Annotated in this window: 14 protein-coding genes; 1 reads left to right on the top strand and 13 read right to left on the bottom strand. The window is 35.7% G+C overall.

Annotated elements, in window-relative coordinates; translation table 11 throughout:
* From HY841_11240 to HY841_11300, 13 genes are all read right to left on the bottom strand, one after another.
* The gene (locus tag HY841_11240) at positions 1–1,764 is read right to left on the bottom strand and encodes a hypothetical protein (protein ID MBI4931329.1); all 1,764 of its coding nucleotides are present in this window, start codon (positions 1,762–1,764) and stop codon (positions 1–3) included.
* Between the two features lie 25 nt (positions 1,765–1,789).
* The gene (locus HY841_11245; protein ID MBI4931330.1) at positions 1,790–2,860 is read right to left on the bottom strand and encodes a nucleotidyltransferase family protein; all 1,071 of its coding nucleotides are present in this window, start codon (positions 2,858–2,860) and stop codon (positions 1,790–1,792) included.
* Between the two features lie 10 nt (positions 2,861–2,870).
* Positions 2,871–3,773: a methyltransferase domain-containing protein gene (locus HY841_11250; GenBank protein MBI4931331.1), complete on the bottom strand. Its 903-nt coding sequence runs from the start codon at positions 3,771–3,773 to the stop codon at positions 2,871–2,873.
* Positions 3,760–4,458: an acylneuraminate cytidylyltransferase family protein gene (locus tag HY841_11255; GenBank protein MBI4931332.1), complete on the bottom strand. Its 699-nt coding sequence runs from the start codon at positions 4,456–4,458 to the stop codon at positions 3,760–3,762. Before HY841_11255 ends, HY841_11250 begins: the two co-directional genes overlap by 14 nt.
* Positions 4,455–5,507 (bottom strand): N-acetylneuraminate synthase family protein, encoded by a 1,053-nt coding sequence (locus HY841_11260; protein ID MBI4931333.1) that lies wholly within the window; start codon positions 5,505–5,507, stop codon positions 4,455–4,457. Before HY841_11260 ends, HY841_11255 begins: the two co-directional genes overlap by 4 nt.
* A complete protein-coding gene (locus HY841_11265; GenBank protein MBI4931334.1) occupies positions 5,497–6,411 on the bottom strand; it encodes a hypothetical protein in 915 nt (304 codons plus the stop codon). The genes HY841_11260 and HY841_11265 overlap by 11 nt, the downstream gene beginning before the upstream one ends.
* Before the next feature lie 12 nt (positions 6,412–6,423).
* A complete protein-coding gene (locus HY841_11270) occupies positions 6,424–7,008 on the bottom strand; it encodes a NeuD/PglB/VioB family sugar acetyltransferase (protein MBI4931335.1) in 585 nt (194 codons plus the stop codon).
* A complete protein-coding gene (locus HY841_11275; GenBank protein ID MBI4931336.1) occupies positions 7,005–8,144 on the bottom strand; it encodes a LegC family aminotransferase in 1,140 nt (379 codons plus the stop codon). The genes HY841_11270 and HY841_11275 overlap by 4 nt, the downstream gene beginning before the upstream one ends.
* Positions 8,137–9,129 (bottom strand): SDR family NAD(P)-dependent oxidoreductase, encoded by a 993-nt coding sequence (locus tag HY841_11280; protein ID MBI4931337.1) that lies wholly within the window; start codon positions 9,127–9,129, stop codon positions 8,137–8,139. The genes HY841_11275 and HY841_11280 overlap by 8 nt, the downstream gene beginning before the upstream one ends.
* Positions 9,126–10,421 (bottom strand): ABC transporter ATP-binding protein, encoded by a 1,296-nt coding sequence (locus tag HY841_11285; protein ID MBI4931338.1) that lies wholly within the window; start codon positions 10,419–10,421, stop codon positions 9,126–9,128. The genes HY841_11280 and HY841_11285 overlap by 4 nt, the downstream gene beginning before the upstream one ends.
* A gap of 186 nt (positions 10,422–10,607) precedes the next feature.
* The gene (locus tag HY841_11290; GenBank protein MBI4931339.1) at positions 10,608–11,459 is read right to left on the bottom strand and encodes an ABC transporter permease; all 852 of its coding nucleotides are present in this window, start codon (positions 11,457–11,459) and stop codon (positions 10,608–10,610) included.
* Between the two features lie 23 nt (positions 11,460–11,482).
* On the bottom strand, positions 11,483–13,810 hold the full coding sequence (locus HY841_11295; protein MBI4931340.1) for a polysaccharide biosynthesis tyrosine autokinase: 2,328 nt from the start codon (positions 13,808–13,810) through the stop codon (positions 11,483–11,485).
* Between the two features lie 171 nt (positions 13,811–13,981).
* The gene (locus HY841_11300) at positions 13,982–14,704 is read right to left on the bottom strand and encodes a hypothetical protein (protein MBI4931341.1); all 723 of its coding nucleotides are present in this window, start codon (positions 14,702–14,704) and stop codon (positions 13,982–13,984) included.
* A 452-nt stretch (positions 14,705–15,156) separates the two neighbouring features.
* Between HY841_11300 and HY841_11305 the strand changes: the two genes are divergently transcribed.
* Positions 15,157–17,799 carry a T9SS type A sorting domain-containing protein gene (locus HY841_11305; GenBank protein ID MBI4931342.1) on the top strand — a complete coding sequence of 881 codons (2,643 nt, stop codon included), beginning with the start codon at positions 15,157–15,159 and terminating at the stop codon, positions 17,797–17,799.
* Positions 17,800–17,846: the final 47 nt, after the last annotated feature.

Raw genomic sequence — 17,846 nt, forward strand, 5'->3', positions numbered from 1 at the left:
TTACTCCTCTAAATATGAAAGTAAATATTTAGTAGTCTTATCTGAAGAATCAGATATCATTTCTGAAATTAAATTCAAAAGATGGTCTTGTATTTCTTGTTTATTCCACCATTCGTATACGTTGTCATATATTAAATTAAGGTGAGACATGGCAGATTGAGCAGAATCATGGAATACCTTACAATCATAAAGCCGATCAATAATTACCTGATACTTTTTTGAAATAGGATGCAAGGACTTCTCATGTATTACTAAACAAGGCACACCAGATAATAATATCTCAGCAAAGCCGGTAGAAAGATGATCAATAATAACAATCCTTGATTCAGTAATACTTTTTGAAAACATACCTTCGTCCAGTTCGATTTTTTTTTCTTTTACCTGCCAGGCTTTTTCAGTATCCCAAAAATACGGAGAACGTCTTACTCTGAGTTGAAAAATATTTTTCAAACGTGCGGGAAGCAAATTAATAAAATCTTCGACAATTTTTAATTCGGTAACATATGTGCTATTAGCCAAATGATGCCCAGTATAATTGAATAAATATGGTAATCTGATGTGACTTATAAATAAAATATTTTTCTTTTGTGATTGCTGTTCGTATTTAATTATTTTAACGCTTAAAAGACTTCCCTGAATAAATTTACTTTCATCTACTTTCCATCCGGTTGTTATATATTTATCTGCAGCAAGAAATTCCATCCACATCATATTCTTCTCAAACAACATCTGAGATGCCGCATGTTCATTTAAAATAATTTTCTTCCCTTCTTTTTGAGCTATAGCTGAATGAATAGAGGTATTGAGATTACTCATCCAATCTTCAGAAACAATGTATTTATAACTGCTTTTTATAATATCAGCATGAAATATTTTATAAATAGGAATAAATTGTTCTAATAGTTTTTTTGGGAAACAATAAAAAAGGGTTTCAAAAAAATATTTTTCGTAATTATTTTCTGATTTGATAGCAGTAAGTTTTTTTCGTTTTTTAAAGTCAATTTTGATTTCATCAGTATTCACGGATGCAGGAGTAATACTTTTTATCCTGCCATTTGATTTTTCATATAATTCTTTTTTTACATCAGAAGTATAAAATAATCCACAAAGCGCTATTTGAGAATTGTCGAAACCGGATTGCGATTGTACCGGAGTATAATATATATTTTTTATTGTTTTTTTTAACCGGTCAAATAAAGATATTACCGGTTTTGATTCACCTAATTGGAATTTGAATTTGGATTTAATTACAGGATGATCGGTTTTTGAAAACAAATAATAATAGTGGCTTACTAACTGCTGAACTCCGAAATCATAGGCAAAATAATGAAGATAGTCTACATGATTATCCGGGATATAAAAACATTTCTTATGCAAAAGATTGATACTTGATGAATCAATATCTATTTGAGAAAGCGCTATAAATTTATCATAGGTTATACAAATATGCCTGAAAAGCCAATAACCAAAAATAGTAATCCAAAAAGATTCAGGAAAATCTTTTGAATGAATTTCATTTAGCTTTTTTGTTAAAAGAGGGATAAACTTGTAATATAATTTTTTACAATAGTCGTGTGCTTCATTGATTTTCTCGCCAGTAGAAAACTGATCATGAAGGGTAGGAACTGGATGATTTATAATATCCTGTAAGGGAAGATTATGTTTCGCTCCTTCCCATAAATAAATTGATTCTGGATATTCTTTTCCCCAGAATTCATCTAAAGAGGTTGCCCTGATATTTTTATTTGAAATAATCTTTTCCAAAGCTGGTAGCTGGCTTTCTTCTCAATTACTCTAAAAATGTTTTTAAAGTTTTTTTATATTCTGACCATTGCCCGATATCTATATATGATTTCTCAGAAACAGGATATACACCGATGCTGTATTTTTTTTCTTGAAGTATATTTATAAGATTTGTCATGTTGAATAATTTACCGGTTGGAATTAATGTAAGCACTTCAGGGTTTAAAATATACATGCCTGTATTTACAAGAAAATCATACTCGGGTTTTTCTATAATGGATGTAAGTTTTCCGCCAGCTTCTATTTCACAAACTCCATAGGGAAGAACATGATGCTGCATGGAAGCCACCAGTGTCATAACAAATCCTCCATTAATATGAAAATCATACAACTTAGAATAATCGTCCTTGATAAGGATATCGCAATTGGATACAAAAAAGGGAGCATTAAATTTTCCTTCAACATATTTAAGGCTGCCTGCTGTTCCCAAAGGTTGTTCTTCCCTGATATATTTAATTTCATATTTATGGGATTTGTCTTCAAAATATGCTTCAATCATTTTAGCCATGTGGTTGACAGAAAGATAAAACTGGTTAATACCATATTTTAAATATTCATTCATAATAATTTCAAGGATTGGTTTTTCTCCAATAGGGATAAGTGGTTTTGGCAAGATATGGGTAAAGGGTTCGAGGCGCGTTCCCTTACCTCCTGCCATTATAACTACCGGCACATTCAGTAATTTACGTTCAACTTTGTTATCAGAATCGAAAAACAGATTGGCTTTTATTATTACATCTAATAGATTCCCATTTTGAATAACAGGAAGTTGCTGCGAAACAGAATTTTTGAAAATGTTTATGGCATCTTCTTTATTATAACCGGGTTCTAAATATTTATAATTTCTGTTAGTTATTTTTATAATCGTATCATTTAAAGATATGCCCTTCAGAATTGCCTTTCGGAAATCACCGTCCGTAAACACACCAATTACCTTATCCGATTCATCCACCACTACCATGAAACCAATACCTCCTTCATCCATTCTCTTGATTGAATCTCGTATATTAAGGAGAGATGAAACTTTATATTTTTCAATTGAACTGTTTTTTTTCATGTTGAATAAATTATATAGTATCTAGATAATGAGTAGCTATAATTGCATTATTCGGAATCAAGCATGGTATTCCATCTATAACAGGATACAGAAGCATGCTATCCTTGCTAAAATAATTATTTCTGATTAATTCCAATGGCGTTTTTGTAACAGGGCAAGCATAAGGAATACTTGTCTTTTGCTTAGCAGTATTGTTCTTCCTGATAATCAACACACTTGTATTATTAGAAGTAAATGGATGTTTTTCGATAAATATATTATGTTCCAATATTTCATATCCAAGTTCCCTGGCGATCTGAGACAGATTTTTTACATAGCCATGCTCATCAATATATTTTTTTGTATCTGAATTTCCAAGTTCGCAGGAGGGTTCAAAAACAAATAAATATTTTCCCGTAATTCTATATAATTCCATAAGCGCTTCCTTTTCCCTTCCACCGTTGGGTTCTAAAGAATGCCATGTATAAACCAAGTCAACAGAATTATCCTGCATGGGAATGTTGAATAAGTCACCCATGAACAGATTAACGTGATTAATATTTTTGCTTGCAAGATAGCTGAGTGCATACTTTATGCGCGACCATGAAATATCGAACCCATATGCTTCTGATGATTTTTTCAATTGTTCAAGTATTCTGTATAAAGTAGTGGCTTCGCCAACTCCCGCCTCCAGTATAGAACCGTAATCATTATATTTATTAAAAAGTTCAACTATTTTTTTTGCATAATCCTTCTCAAAATCAGACAAGGATGCAGATTTTTTAATGTAACTTCCAGCTTGAAAATCATAACTTATCTGAATTGATTCAAGCGAATTATTATCAGCATTCGTAATCTTGTTCATGTATTGAATCATATTCCCTCCTTTAGAATATATTTCTTTAATTTTTTTTAAACTTTTAATCAGTTCCATGCTTCTGCTTTTTAATATATAATTCTGCTAATTCAAAATCAAAATAACTGTCAATATCGAACGACCTTTCTGCGGGCATTATATATGCATAAGTTTTATCAGAATAATAAGTTTGTTTTTGCTTCAATAATTTATATTTGAATACATAGATTGCCCCATTGGGCATAAATGCCATTTCCGATTCCTGCCGGTTTCTGTTATCAGCAACCGATTCAAAATAATTTGACAATATGCCATCTTTATTTATTTTTTTTGCCCAAGAGGGAGGATGTGCGGCTTGGCAGCATGAAATAACTGAATCAGCATTCTTCTGAGAAAAAAGCTTAATAGCGTTGTCAATATCCATAGAAGTTCTAAGTGGGGATGTTGGCTGCAATACTGCAAATTCGTTTATATTAAAGTTAAATTCGTTATTCAACCTTTCAACAGTATATATATAAGTATCTATAGCCGGAGAATTATCAGTTGAAAGATATGACGGACGCAAAAACGGAACATCGGCTCCATATTTTATTGCTATCTCTGCAATTGCTTTATCATCTGTTGAAACAATCACTTTCTCAATGCTTGCTGACGCTTTCGCTGCTTCAATGGTGTATGCAATCAAAGGCTTGCCGCAAAGGTTTTTTATATTCTTGCCCGGCAATCCTTTTGAACCGCTTCTGGCTGGAATTATTGCAATCATATATCTAAATCTTTTCTATGAATTAATTCGTCTTCCTTAATATTCCGTTTTATTTTTTTTCCAACTATCTTATTAATCTCATCGGGAGGAATGCCTGTTCCGGGACGTTTAAAAACCAGATCATTCGTTGTAATAATGTGTCCTGCTGTCAAATTGTGTTTCGCAACAATGCTTCTTCTGAATTTCAGTTTTTTTTCTTCTTCTTCTTTTAACACGACTCTCTCATACATGCCGAGCGCTTTAACAATGTTCTTAGATTCATTTACAATCGTTTTCATTTCTAACGGGTCCGCAGAAATCTGATGATCCCATCCGGGCAAATCCTTATCAATAGTAAAATGCTTTTCAATTATACAACTGCCAAGCGTGGTGGCAGCAAGCGGTATGGATGTGCCAATAGTATGGTCTGAAAACCCAACCGGATAATTAAAAGTTTGACGCAACATTAAAATATTATTCAGATTTATATCCACAAATTCCGGAGGATAAATAGAGATACAATGCAATAAAATAATCTTATAGTTCCCTTGCGACTCTATAGTTTTTACAGCAGATTTTATTTCATCAAGTGACGCCATGCCTGTAGATAAGACGATGGGTTTATTGGTATTCGCAGCATATTTCAGGAGTGTAAGGTTATTCACATCCATAGAGGCAATTTTAATAAACGGTACATCTAACTTCACAAGCAAATCAATTTCTAATTCAGAAAAGGGCGATGAACAAAAATCTATACAAACGCTGCTACAATATTTTTTTAATTCAAAATGCTGCTCTTCCCGGAGATAATATTTTTCAACCATTTCTTTAAGAGAACCGAAATGTTTTTTGGGTGAATCCGTGTATTTTGTATTCCGTTCATACTCCTCCCGCGCTATAAGCGATTGGGGAGTCCACGACTGAAACTTCACTGCATCACAGCCGCATTTTTTTGCAGCATCTACTAACTTCCTTGCCAGATCCATATCGCCATTATGGTTGGAACCCACCTCAGCAATAATATAGGGAGATTTATTTTTTTTTATCCTTTCAAAAAAATCAATTGGCATAGGTTTGGTATTCATTAATATTAATTATATCGCTCCACCACCCTGAGAATATCTTATCATAGTTCTGATTGACAGCTTTAATATACTTCTGCTTAAAATCTGATTCAGATATTTTTTTTTCAAGAGCTATCATTTCATCAAGTTTGACTGTATATATCAGGGCTGCATCAATATATTTATTCTCTATGCAAAATTCTTTCATGCGGGAAAAATGTTTTTTTTTCACCTCAATGCCAAACATCAATTTATCATTGTTCATGCCGCCTTTCATTCCTACTAAATTACCGTCATGCTGCCTGTAAAAGGTTGTGCAATGAGTTATAAATTTTCCTTTGCATTTATTCAGGAGCATGCATGAAAATAAGTACCAGTCAACAGCTATAACATCGTTCGGTATTATTATTTTCTTTATTGCATTCACATTAACTGCTGTATTGCTCATGCCGGCAATGTTTTTATCAAGCAATATTGTATAATCACTCAATTCATCTTCTGTAATTATTCCGGATAAAAAGCAAGGTTGAATTACTAAGTTGTTTTCATCCACCAGATGAAGTTCATTCAAAACAAAATCATATTTTTTCAGATATTTAATTGACAATTCAATTCTTTGTTCAGAAAAAAAATCATCTGTATCAGAGAAAATTAAATTTGCATACTGATTTTCACAGGCGTATTCAATAATTTTTTGTCTTATCCGGGCAAACGTGCATTTTTCTTTAATCAATAAAACATTAATATCTTCCTCATAAATATCTAGTTTTTCTTCTCCCAAGCCATCATTAATAATTAAAACATCAAAGTTTTTATCTGATTGTTTTTTTATTGAATCAAAATACATAGGCAAAAAAGGTTCTGCACCTTTATAAACTACTCCCGCCAACAAGGTATTATGCTTCTTCAAAGGAGGTTCAACTTATTTTACAATACTGTTAGCTTTTATAAAACTACCTTCTCTGATCACCACATTTTCTTTGGTTACAGCGCCACTTCCAATAAAAGTATCGTTCTCTACTTTTACTCCGCCATTAATAGTGGCATTTGTTGAAATATGGCAAAAGTCACCAACTATGGCATCGTGCTCAACAAGAGCTTTGGTGTTAATAATACAATTATGTCCGATTAATACGCCAGCATTAATAATTGCATGATGCATTATAATAGTTCCTCTGCCAACCTTAGCATGTTTCGAAACGTAAGCGATGGGAGAAATAATGGTGGGCAAAAAAACATCCAAACCGTTAAGAGCATGGAATACTTTTTTTCTTGCTTCAGGTTTTCCTATTTGCCCTATGGTGATAAAAAAAATCGAATGTTCCTTAACTAATTTTGGCAAATCTTTATCGCCAGCAATTATTTTATGCCCTAATACTGATTCTCCGATTTTACTTTGAGTATCAACAATACCGGCAATATTGTATTTCCCTTCCTGTTCAATAACATCTATACATGAACAACAATGCCCACCTCCACCAATTAATATTATATCTTTTCTCTTCATAAAATCATACTACTTGGCAAATTAACAATTCTATCTTCAATCCATTGGCTGTTTTCTAAAGAATCGGTTTGACAACTTTGATACATAGTAAGTTTGTTCGTAAGTTTCCATACAGGGCGGGTCATCACACCGTTTTCATTTGAATACTTCAAAAAATCATCGCGTTCCTTTCTGCTCTCCAAACAAATACAATTCAGCCAATAGTTTGCTTTGCAATTTTCTGGCTCTGTAATAAATTTAATGTTCGTTTTTTCAAAAAATAATTTGTACTTCTTAGCCAATTCTCTTTTTTTTTCAATAAAGAAATTCAACTGTTCCAACTGAGCACATGCTAATGCAGCGTTAATGTTTGGCATACGGTAATTATAACCAATCATATCATGAATATATTCCCATGCATGTGGCTGCTTGGCTGTGGTTGTGATATGTTTTGCCAGTTTTGCCAATGCCTCATTATCAGTAATTATTGCACCACCACCGCCACAGGTAATAATTTTATTCCCGTTAAAACTTAATGTTCCGAGTAAACCAAATGTTCCGGTATGTTTGCCTTTATAACTACTCCCGATTGATTCAGCCGCATCTTCTACTACAGGTATATTATATTTAGCACAAACATCAATTATTTCTTGTATCCTGCAAGGAAATCCAAAGGTATGCATGGGAACACATGCGGAAATCCGTTTGCCTGATTTAATATTATAGCAGCCATCTTTTTTAATTTCTGTGTTTCTTTCTAAAAAAAAATTCAACTTATCAGGAGATAGCCCTAGTGTGCTTTTGTCAACATCGAGAAAAACAGGATTGGCTCCGGTATAATTTATGGCATTGGATGTAGCCACAAATGAAAGAGCTTGAGTAATTACCTCATCTTCTTTTTTTACTCCGGCAAGAAGCAAAGCAATGTGTAAGGCAGCAGTTCCGTTTACGGTAGCAATAGCATATTTTGAACCTGTATAGGTGGCGATATTTTTTTCAAACTCATTTACATACTTTCCTGCTGAGGATACAAAAGTGGAATCAATGCAATCATTAACGTATTTTTTTTCATTCCCAATAAATAATGGTGCGTGAAGAGAAATTGTTTCCTTTGTGTGAAATATGTTTCTTATATAGTCAACGGTATCTTTATACATTGTAAATGTCTGCTTTATACTTAGAAAGATTTTTAGGTTTAATAAACCATTCGATTGTTTTGTTCAATCCATCTTTAAATGTGACTTTTTGATTGTATCCGGTGAGTTTTTTCATTTTGGCATTATTGCATTTTAATCTCTTTACTTCAGATTTGGCAGGACGAATTCTTTTTTCTTCTCTAACTAATTCAACATCACTTTTCATTAATTGCTTAATCATTGAAAAAATATCGCCAATAGATATTTCAGTATTGGACCCGATATTAACAGTTTCACCTATTGATTTCTCGCATTCAGCCAATGCAATTAATCCGTTGCATGTATCTGTAACATAATTAAAATCTCTGGTCGGGGATGCATCACCTATCTTTATTTTTTTAAATCCTCTGGCGATTTGTGTAATGATGGTTGGGATTATTGCCCTTGCTGATTGTCTTGGACCGTATGTGTTAAATGGTCTTGCAATAGTCAGTGGCAATCCAAAAGAATAATAAAAACTTATTGCTATCGCGTCTCCGCCAATTTTACTGGCACTATAGGGGGATTGTGGTTGTAAAATATGTTTTTCGTCAATTGGGACATATTGAGCCGAGCCATATACTTCGCTGGTTGAGCAATGAATCACTCGTTTGCAGCCATTTTCAAATGCGGCATGGCAAATATTTAATGTTCCTTTTACATTTGTATCAATATAACTATCTGGAGCGGTATAAGAATAAGGTATTGCTATCAGTGCGGCAAGATTAAAAATCACATCAACATCTTTTGAAATTTTATTACAGAAATGCGGGTCTCTGATATCTCCCGAAATAATTTTGATTTTATTTTTACAATTAACATCTTCCAACCATCCCCAATGATTAAAAGAATTGTAAAATGATAAAGCATTGACTTCACCACCCATGTTTACCAAAGTTTCTACTAGATGAGAGCCAATAAATCCATCTGCCCCAGTTACTAAAATTTTTTTCCCTTTTAATTTCATAATGCTTCAGTTAGTTGTGTACTCCATTTGCTTCTGATAAAATTTCCATATCCGCGAAACCTGTCATAATCTACGAAATGTCCTGTAAGGTTATCGGAAACAACATCTATAACGATTGCATTTTCGCAGGCACAATCAACTTCTCTGTGATGTACAATCCATACACCGATTGTATATTCAGACGGAAGAAGGAGCAATGCCGGAATCTCCACCTCAATCTCCTGAATGCCAGTACTGAAATCATTAAACCCTTCCGATGCACTCGACAGCATGCCAAGTACTTCCTGCCTTACACCTTTTATAAAAATTCCCAGCTCAATGTTCTTTTGATGATTTGTCATTTCAAACTTCACCATTATTTTTAATGTGCTTCCCATTTTGAATGCGCTTTGCCTTTTATTATTCTTATCAAGTGTTTCAATGCTTAACAATCTTGAAAAATTTTTATTTTCTTTCCACATCTCTGATTTCTTGTCTTGTAAATCTGCATATCCTTTTGAATGATCCCCATAATCCAGATAATGATCTATGCCTTTTCCCACATCACCCAAATACCCGGCTTGTCCATTTTCCAAAATAAACAATCTGTTGCAAAGAGAAGAAATAGCAGCCATATTATGGCTCACAAAAAGCACCGTTCTTCCTGCGCCACTTACGTCTTTCATTTTTCCAAGACATTTTTTTTGAAATTCAGCATCTCCAACAGACAGCACTTCGTCAAGTATTAATATTTCAGGTTCCAGATGAGCCGCAACAGCGAATGCCAGCCGAACATACATTCCGGAAGAATATCTTTTAACAGGCGTGTCAATATATTTTTCAACTCCGGAAAAATCCACCATTTCGTCAAACTTTTTTTTGATCTCAGATTTAGTCATTCCAAGTATGGCTCCATTCAAAAAAATATTTTCTCTTCCTGTAAGCTCAGGATGAAATCCTGTACCAACTTCAAGCAAACTGGCTATTCTTCCTTTTATTTTTATGTTTCCGGTTGTGGGAGTTGTAATTTGGGAAAGAATTTTGAGAAGTGTAGATTTTCCCGCTCCGTTTTTTCCAATGATGCCAAGTACCTCTCCCTGCTTTACGTCAAAACTGATATCCTTCAACGCCCATAAATATTCATTGTTTATATTATTGCCTGAAAAATCTTTCTGACCAATTTTTACAAAAGTATCTGCTTTCCCCCGAACACGGTGCCACCATCTGTTCACGTCCTGTATAATGGTTTCAGCTCCAATTGTTCCGAGCTTATATTGTTTGGAAATGTTTTCTACTTTAATGACTGTATTCATTTGTTTTTTAAATCCTATATAAGTAACTGTTTAAATTTCTAAAATAGAACGCTGATGACGCTGGTTAAACTGATTTTCACGGATTTTATCTGCGCTTATCTGTAAAATCTGCGTCATCTGTGTTCCATCTTTCTTCATAAAAACATTTCAAAATAAAATTTAAACAGTTACTAATATCATTATTATTTAAATAGTATCAATAAAGTTTTTTTCTACCCTGTTGAAAATAATGATTCCTGTTAAAAGAAGTACAACTGCCACGCACATGCTGTATAATAAAGAAGTAAGATTAAATGAACCGATACCCAAAAAACCATAGCGAAAGATTTCGATGATTGATGTCATGGGATTGGCAAAAATTATCCAACGAATTTTTTCAGGCCAGATGGAGACAGGAAAAATCACAGGAGATAAATACAAAAGCAGTTGCACTCCAAATCCAACGAGATTTGATAAATCACGGTAACGTATAGTAAGCGAAGAAACAATCATGCCTATTCCCAGTCCAAGAAATGCCATAGTAATAATAAGTACGGGGAATAGCAGAATGAAATAATTAGGATGAATAGCAACATTCCCTTTCAAGTAATAAACGAAAAAGAAAATCAGAAAGAGACAAAATTGAACTGAAAAACGGATAAGATTTGAAAGCACAGAGGAAACAGGAACAACCATTCTTGGAAAAAAAACTTTGCCGAATATGCCGGCATTTTGCACAAATGTATTTGAAGTGCGGGTAGTGCATTCAGCAAAATAACTCCATGGCACAATACCGGATAAATAAAAAAGCACGGGGGGAATGTTTTCAGTAGAAATCTTTGCAATAAAAGAAAATGCAAATGTAAAGATGAATGAGCTTATGATCGGCTGCAAAAAATGCCACAGCGGACCTAAGATTGTTTGCTTATATGTGGCGGTAAAATCCCGCTTTACGAATAAAAAAATTAAATCGCGAAAAGACCATAACTGACTTAATTTAATATTTAACCAACTGCTTTTTGATTTTATTATATGAGTCCACTCGTCTTTTTCCACCATAAACATTTTAAGAAAAAATAGAATTAACTTTCTTGAGGAGCACTGTAACCGTAAACATATTTATACCTCTTGTAATAATACCTTGAAAACCTTTGCCGCACATTATTCAGTACAAAACTGAAACCAACAGCCTTATGATTTTCAATAACATGATGAGCGTATTTCAATCCTTCTTCCGGTCCAAGCTTGGTGTTGAGAACGAATAAATTAATATTTGAATATTTCATAACCAACAAAGCATCCGAAATAATTCCCATGGGCGGGGTATCAATAATAACGTAATTATAATTTGCTTTTGCGTACTCCATAAAAGAGGCAAGATGGCTGCTTAGTATTAGTTCCGAGGCATTGGGTGGAGTTGGACCTGACAGAACAATATCGAGATTTTCTATTGATGATTTTAAAATGGCGTCTGTTGGAGGATGTTTTCCGATTAACAATGTACTCATGCCATATTCTGATGAAAGATTAAATGCAGAATGGATTTTTGGTTTATGTAAATCCAGTTCTATCAGCAAAACCTTTTTTCCACCCTTTGCCAGAATAGCGCCAAGATTGACCGAACAAAAGGTTTTTCCAACATTAGGGCGGTTGGAAGTAATCAAAATCGTTTTGCATTTTGCATCAGGCACCAGATATTCAAGGTTGGTCCTGATGGAGCGGAAAGATTCTGTAATGAACGACCTCGGCTGTGCATCAACAACTAAATACGAACCCTTTGTTTCTTTTGAATGAAAAACCTCTCCTAATACGGCAAGGGTGGTTCGCTCTCTTAACTCATCGGCACTTTCAATTTTCACGAAGAAGAACGACCTGATTAATGCAATGACCAATGCTAGTAAAAGTCCCGCGCTCATAAAAGAATAATATATCTTTTTCAAATCTGGTTTTACAATTCCTATAGAATGAGCCGATTCAATCACAGAGGTCTCTGAAATTATTCCTGAACGCGCAATGACTGTCTCTGCCCTCTTTTCCAACAGGTATAAATACATTTTTTCATTCACCTGAAGTTTTCGGTCAATGTTTAATATCTGGCGTTGATTGCGCGGAACTCCTTTGAGCATTCCTTCGTAATAAGCAATTTCGCCATCAACTGATTCAATTTTTTCATTTGCCGCTTTTTCGGAATTAACAAGGTATTTCAGAATATCATTTCGAAGCAATTCAATTTTATATTCCAGTTCTTTTACTCCGGTGCTTTTTTCTGTGGTGGTAAACAAAGAACTGTTTATCTGCACCTGATAATTATATAACTCTGCAATTGCCTTATTCAGGTAAGCATCAGTGGCTTCAATGTATAAGGCGGGAGGAAGCAGCTCCTTATTCATATTTGAAGTGATATAGTTTTTCAGATACGCAATTGTTTTCAGTTGCATCTCCAATCCTCGTTTTGAAATTTCAAATTTGGTCAGGTTTTCATAATACGTTGATTCTTCTTTGGTAAGGTTAAGAATTGATTTTGATTCTTTGTAATCTTCCATCATATTCTCGATTGAATCAAGTATAAATATTATCTGGCTTAACTGCCTGTCTATATCTCGTATTGTATTTTCATTAACTCTGACTTTTGTTTTAAGCGAGTTTTGAATGTACACTTTTGACAGGGTGTCAAGAAAAGTAATGGCTCGTTCAGGGCTTTCATTTTCCAATGTAACTTCGAGTATGGCTGTCCATTCAATGTTTTCCACTTCCAGTGAGTTTTTATACGTGTAAATGAGATTATTGCTGTCGTGAACAACAAACTGATAGGTGATTTCACGAAAAGAAGAAATGCTTGTGTTGGTTACTACTGCTGATTTTTTGATTAATAAATAATAGTCATTCTTGATTAACGGCTCGCCAAATTTATTTTTTATGACTGTTTGGATTCCGTTTTCATCATATGAAATTTCATAATTCTCCGTATCAATCATTTTTATTGTAAAGGGAAATTCGTAAAATTTATCGGAAAAGATTTTAGCTTCAACTTTAAACGGCATGCCTGCATACACTTCCTTTGTTTGAATTCTTCCTACAATAAAGTAAGAAACATCCATGGTTAATTTTGATATGGTTTGTGCTATAATATCGGTTGAAGTGAGCACGTTTCTTTCATTTGACATTTTTTCAAACCCGGTGTACATCCCCAATCCATTATATAACCCTTCCTGATAAGAATATGTTTCCTGAGATTTTAACAGCAGCTGGGTTTTAGCGGCATAAATTTTAGGAAGTTTATAGGAGTAAAAATAGGCGGCAATGATGGAGATAGCAAGAAAAGAAATAATAATCAGCAGGTTATCAATGAAGATTTGCGCAATCTTCTTAATATCATTAATATCAATAATGGTGTTGGTTTTGGAAGCCATAGCGTGCGTTCAAAATTCTAACAAAGATAAAAATAAAACGCTTTGGCGGTTTCACTCTCTGTGGCGAAGAAGAAGCAAGAGAGTGTGTGTGAGTGTAAGAAGGTGAGAGTGTGAGAGAGTAAAATTCATTCTCACTTTCTTACTTCCTTACTTTCTTACCTTCTCACTTTCTCACACCTTGATGAGCCGTATGGAATTCCATTCATCCGAACTGCTGCCATAATTTCCGCGCACATATTTTTTTGTTTCGCTCACTATTTTGCGTATGCCATCGCTCTTGCGGTTGGTTAATTTTTCGCGTTCTTTTTCTTTGGGTTTGAGTTTTTTTTCGGTTTCACTCACATTTTTAGTCAGCTCTTTTATCTTCGCAGTCAGTTCGTCATAATTTTTCAGTGAAATGGTTTCATCGGCAGGAGCGTAATCAGCATCCATGGCTTTTATGATGGATAAAATTTCATCGGCATGAGCGGTGATGGAAGCAAAACTTTGCTCCGATGTGCTTCGGGTTTTATCTTCGGGCGAGGTAGGTTTTCTGCGTGTTTTGCTCGGCTTCATTTTCTCCACCAATTTTCTAATCTGTGCGGCTTCTGATTCAAAGGGCTCGCCCATGCCATCCACATACAAAGCAACCTGGCGGCTTCTGCGGATGATTCCTTCAAAGGCATCATCTTCTATTTGCCCGTGCACTTTCAGTTCGCGCTCATCGCGCTGGTCTTTGAGCAGGGTGATAAGCGGGTTCATTTCAAGCGCAAGTTTATCCAATGCCGATATGCGTTTGTCCATTCCTTTGATTTGGATGAGTTCCTGCTTGGGAGAATATTTTGTCATCAGCGCGCAGGCGTTTCTCAAATCCTTGAGCGCCTGTAATTTTGTTGCAAAGTTGCTTTCAGCCATGGTAGATTGATTAGTGAGTGATGTGTAAGTATTTTATGGGGATGTGAATGTATAAAATAATATGGTATGCAGGTTTTTTTTTTGAGGCATAGCGGTTTTACAGATACGCATAAGGGTTTTTTTCATTTTGAAACGCATGTGCGTATCTATAAAATGCGTGTGCGTATCTATGAAACGCGTCTGCGTACTTGTGAGAGGGCTCTGCGTATCTGTGAGAGGGCTCTGCGTATCTGTGAAACGGCTCTGCGTATCTGTGAAACGGCTCTGCGTATCATAAAAACGCAAAAAAATAGGTTTTATACTGAAAAATTCAGATTTTATCCCCACAAGTCGGGATGCGTAAGCCCTGAAAAAAGTATCTTTGCCAAAGCCCTCTGTCAATAAGTTTATCCGCCAAAATGTAACCTTTAGAACAAAAATTGAGTATCAGACAAAAAACCAATTAAACCATTATGAAAAACTTATTACTCTCAGGCATCCTAACTGCTTGTATTAATTTTCTGTTTATTTGCTCATACAGTCAGGGCACTTTTCAATCAATAGCCACCGGAAGTTATACCACCGCTGCTACCTGGACACTTACAGCGGGAGCAGATGCCAATGGGGTTCCGGATGCAGATGATGATATCACTATTTTATCAGGGCATACGGTTACAGCTCCGGCTAATTCAACGCAACAATGCAAAAATATTACCATCAACCTTGGCGGTCAGCTAACAAGGGCAGGAACCTTTGTAATAAATGGAACCACATTCAGCAATAGCGGAACTTTTGCAAGCAGTGGAGCTCAATCACTTTATTTCAGAACGTATGCACCAAAAACAATAAGCGGTGCGGGCAGTTATGGCGCTTCCGGTGGATGGCAAATAGAATCCAACACCACTATTTCTGCAAATGTAACTATCTCAAAAACTGATGCTATCACTGTTGTTAATACCGTTACTGTAACAAATAATGGAAAGGTTACTCTTTCAAATAATACGTTGAGTGTTGTTGGACCTAGTGGCAAATGGATAAACGCAGCAGGTTCCACTCTTTCTATCAGAAACACACTTTCAGGAAGTGGAACAGTGGATGCAACCGCAAGCACCAATACAGTGACCATGACCACCACTGCAGGAACCTGCACCGTAACATCTACCGATGGAAAAAGACCATTAGGAGGGCGTTTTAACACCTTGGTTCTTTCAGGAGGAGCTCCAAAAAAACTGGGCAGTAATTTAGATGTTGACGGAAATTTAACTTGCAGCACCGGAGGTCTGAATGTAAATGGATTGAATATGACTATTGGAGGTAATTGGACACAAAACTCTACCGTTTCATCCAACACCGCAACCTGCACCTTTGATGGCAGCAGCGGAGCGCAAACAATCAGCGGAACTGTTGCCAACATCAGTTTTGCCAATTTAACCATCAATAATGCTTCAGGTGTTTCATGCAGCAGACCAATAACCGTAAGCGGAACAAATACGCTTACTTCAGGAGTTTTTACAGAGAGTTCAACCCTTACATATAATGGAGCAGCCCCCCAGTCAATAACAGGAGGCACCGGCAGCATTACCTGCCCTTCAGGAGCAAGCATTACCATGAGCAACGCATCGGGAGTAACAACCACCCAGCCGATGACCATTGCCGGAACCATTAATGTTACTGCCGGAACATTTGCAACAGGCGCTTCTAAAATTAATGTCACATCAGTTGCCGGCACAACCGGCAGAATTGGCGATTGCACTGGAGGAAACATTACAGGAACAAAATGGTTTTTGGAACGCTACATTGCCTCAAGCGATACCGGGTGGCAGGATATTTCTTCTCCTATTAACGGAGCAGATATCAGTTCATGGGACAGCACATTATATATGAGTCTTGCTGCTGGTTGTCCGGATGGATTATCAGGCGGATGGAATTCAGTTTATTACTGGGATGTAACAGGTGCCGGTTCCTGGGCAACTGTTACCAGTTGCAGTGAACCGCTTACTGTCGGAAGAGGATTTGAAATGTGGCTTGCATCCACCACCACCACATTTGTTCCTACCGGAACCACCAGAACAATAGGCACACCCAATGTAGGTTCAAAAATAATTACAATTGGAGATGCTGCGGCAGAAACTGCTTTGTTAGGAAATCCTTATATGTCACCGGTTAGCTGGACAACCATGTATGGTGATAATGCCAATGTGCAGAATTGGTTTCAGGTTTATGATGAAGTGAGCGGCACCTATTCAATATGGAATGGCTCAAGCGGAACCGGTACAGGAAAATTAGCTGCCTCAGCAGGAGTAATTCCAGCTTATCAGGGCTTCTGGGTTGAAAATCTGACGGCAACTTCTACGTTTACATTTAACGAAAATCGAAAAGTTGCCAGTGCGCTTGAATTAGTGAAACAACAACATATGCCTGAAGTAAATATTCTGAGAATGAAAATTCATTCTGACTTCATGCCCAATGCACACGAGTCTATGATTTGCTTTATGGATGGCGCATCAGAATATCATGATGGTTTCGGAGATGTTACCTTTTTACCCAGCAGAGAGAAAAAATCTCCAAGTTTAACCCCAATGTCTGCTGACAATCACAAATTAACCGTTTCAGCTTTTCCTTTAGACAAACAATCACAGGACATCACCATCATTGCAAATGTTAGCGTTCCTGGCGATTACATGATTGATTTCAAAAATGTAAATCTCATTTCTGCATACCCTTGCTTATCACTTCAGGAAATCGGAATGAATACTGTTATTCCGCTAAAAGGAGATTACACTTATCACTTCACTTCACATGGCGATGCCGACAGTGAAAGAAAATTTATTTTACACTGCAAAAAAACTACTTCCGGTTGCTATGATGATGCAAAAAAAGCTTCTCCTGATTTTCGCATATCACCGAACGATGCGGGAGTAAATATTTCTTTCTATTTCGATAAACTAACAAAAGCAAACATTTCCGCATACAATCTTTTAGGGCAAACTCTTTTCAACTCAAATGAGATTGTTTCTCAAAATGACATTACGTTGCCGCTTGCAAAAACAAATTCTGTTTACTTCATAAAAATCATAACCGAAGAAGGCACAATAACCAGGAAAATAATTTATTAATAATCACAGCTAACAGAAAACCCCGAATACTCTTCGGGGTTTTTTAT

Source organism: Bacteroidota bacterium (assembly GCA_016213405.1).
In the GTDB taxonomy this organism is placed as follows: Bacteria; Bacteroidota; Bacteroidia; order Palsa-948; family Palsa-948; genus Palsa-948.

What these genes read in the sequence shown, in the direction of transcription:
- HY841_11245 (MBI4931330.1), bottom strand. Translation starts at nt 2,860, where the DNA reads ATGAAAAAAAACAGTTCAATTGAAAAATATAAAGTTTCATCTCTCCTT.
- HY841_11250 (MBI4931331.1), bottom strand. Translation starts at nt 3,773, where the DNA reads ATGGAACTGATTAAAAGTTTAAAAAAAATTAAAGAAATATATTCTAAA.
- HY841_11255 (MBI4931332.1), bottom strand. Translation starts at nt 4,458, where the DNA reads ATGATTGCAATAATTCCAGCCAGAAGCGGTTCAAAAGGATTGCCGGGC.
- HY841_11260 (MBI4931333.1), bottom strand. Translation starts at nt 5,507, where the DNA reads ATGCCAATTGATTTTTTTGAAAGGATAAAAAAAAATAAATCTCCCTAT.
- HY841_11270 (MBI4931335.1), bottom strand. Translation starts at nt 7,008, where the DNA reads ATGAAGAGAAAAGATATAATATTAATTGGTGGAGGTGGGCATTGTTGT.
- HY841_11275 (MBI4931336.1), bottom strand. Translation starts at nt 8,144, where the DNA reads ATGTATAAAGATACCGTTGACTATATAAGAAACATATTTCACACAAAG.
- HY841_11280 (MBI4931337.1), bottom strand. Translation starts at nt 9,129, where the DNA reads ATGAAATTAAAAGGGAAAAAAATTTTAGTAACTGGGGCAGATGGATTT.
- HY841_11285 (MBI4931338.1), bottom strand. Translation starts at nt 10,421, where the DNA reads ATGAATACAGTCATTAAAGTAGAAAACATTTCCAAACAATATAAGCTC.
- HY841_11290 (MBI4931339.1), bottom strand. Translation starts at nt 11,459, where the DNA reads ATGGTGGAAAAAGACGAGTGGACTCATATAATAAAATCAAAAAGCAGT.
- HY841_11295 (MBI4931340.1), bottom strand. Translation starts at nt 13,810, where the DNA reads ATGGCTTCCAAAACCAACACCATTATTGATATTAATGATATTAAGAAG.
- HY841_11300 (MBI4931341.1), bottom strand. Translation starts at nt 14,704, where the DNA reads ATGGCTGAAAGCAACTTTGCAACAAAATTACAGGCGCTCAAGGATTTG.
- HY841_11305 (MBI4931342.1), top strand. Translation starts at nt 15,157, where the DNA reads ATGAAAAACTTATTACTCTCAGGCATCCTAACTGCTTGTATTAATTTT.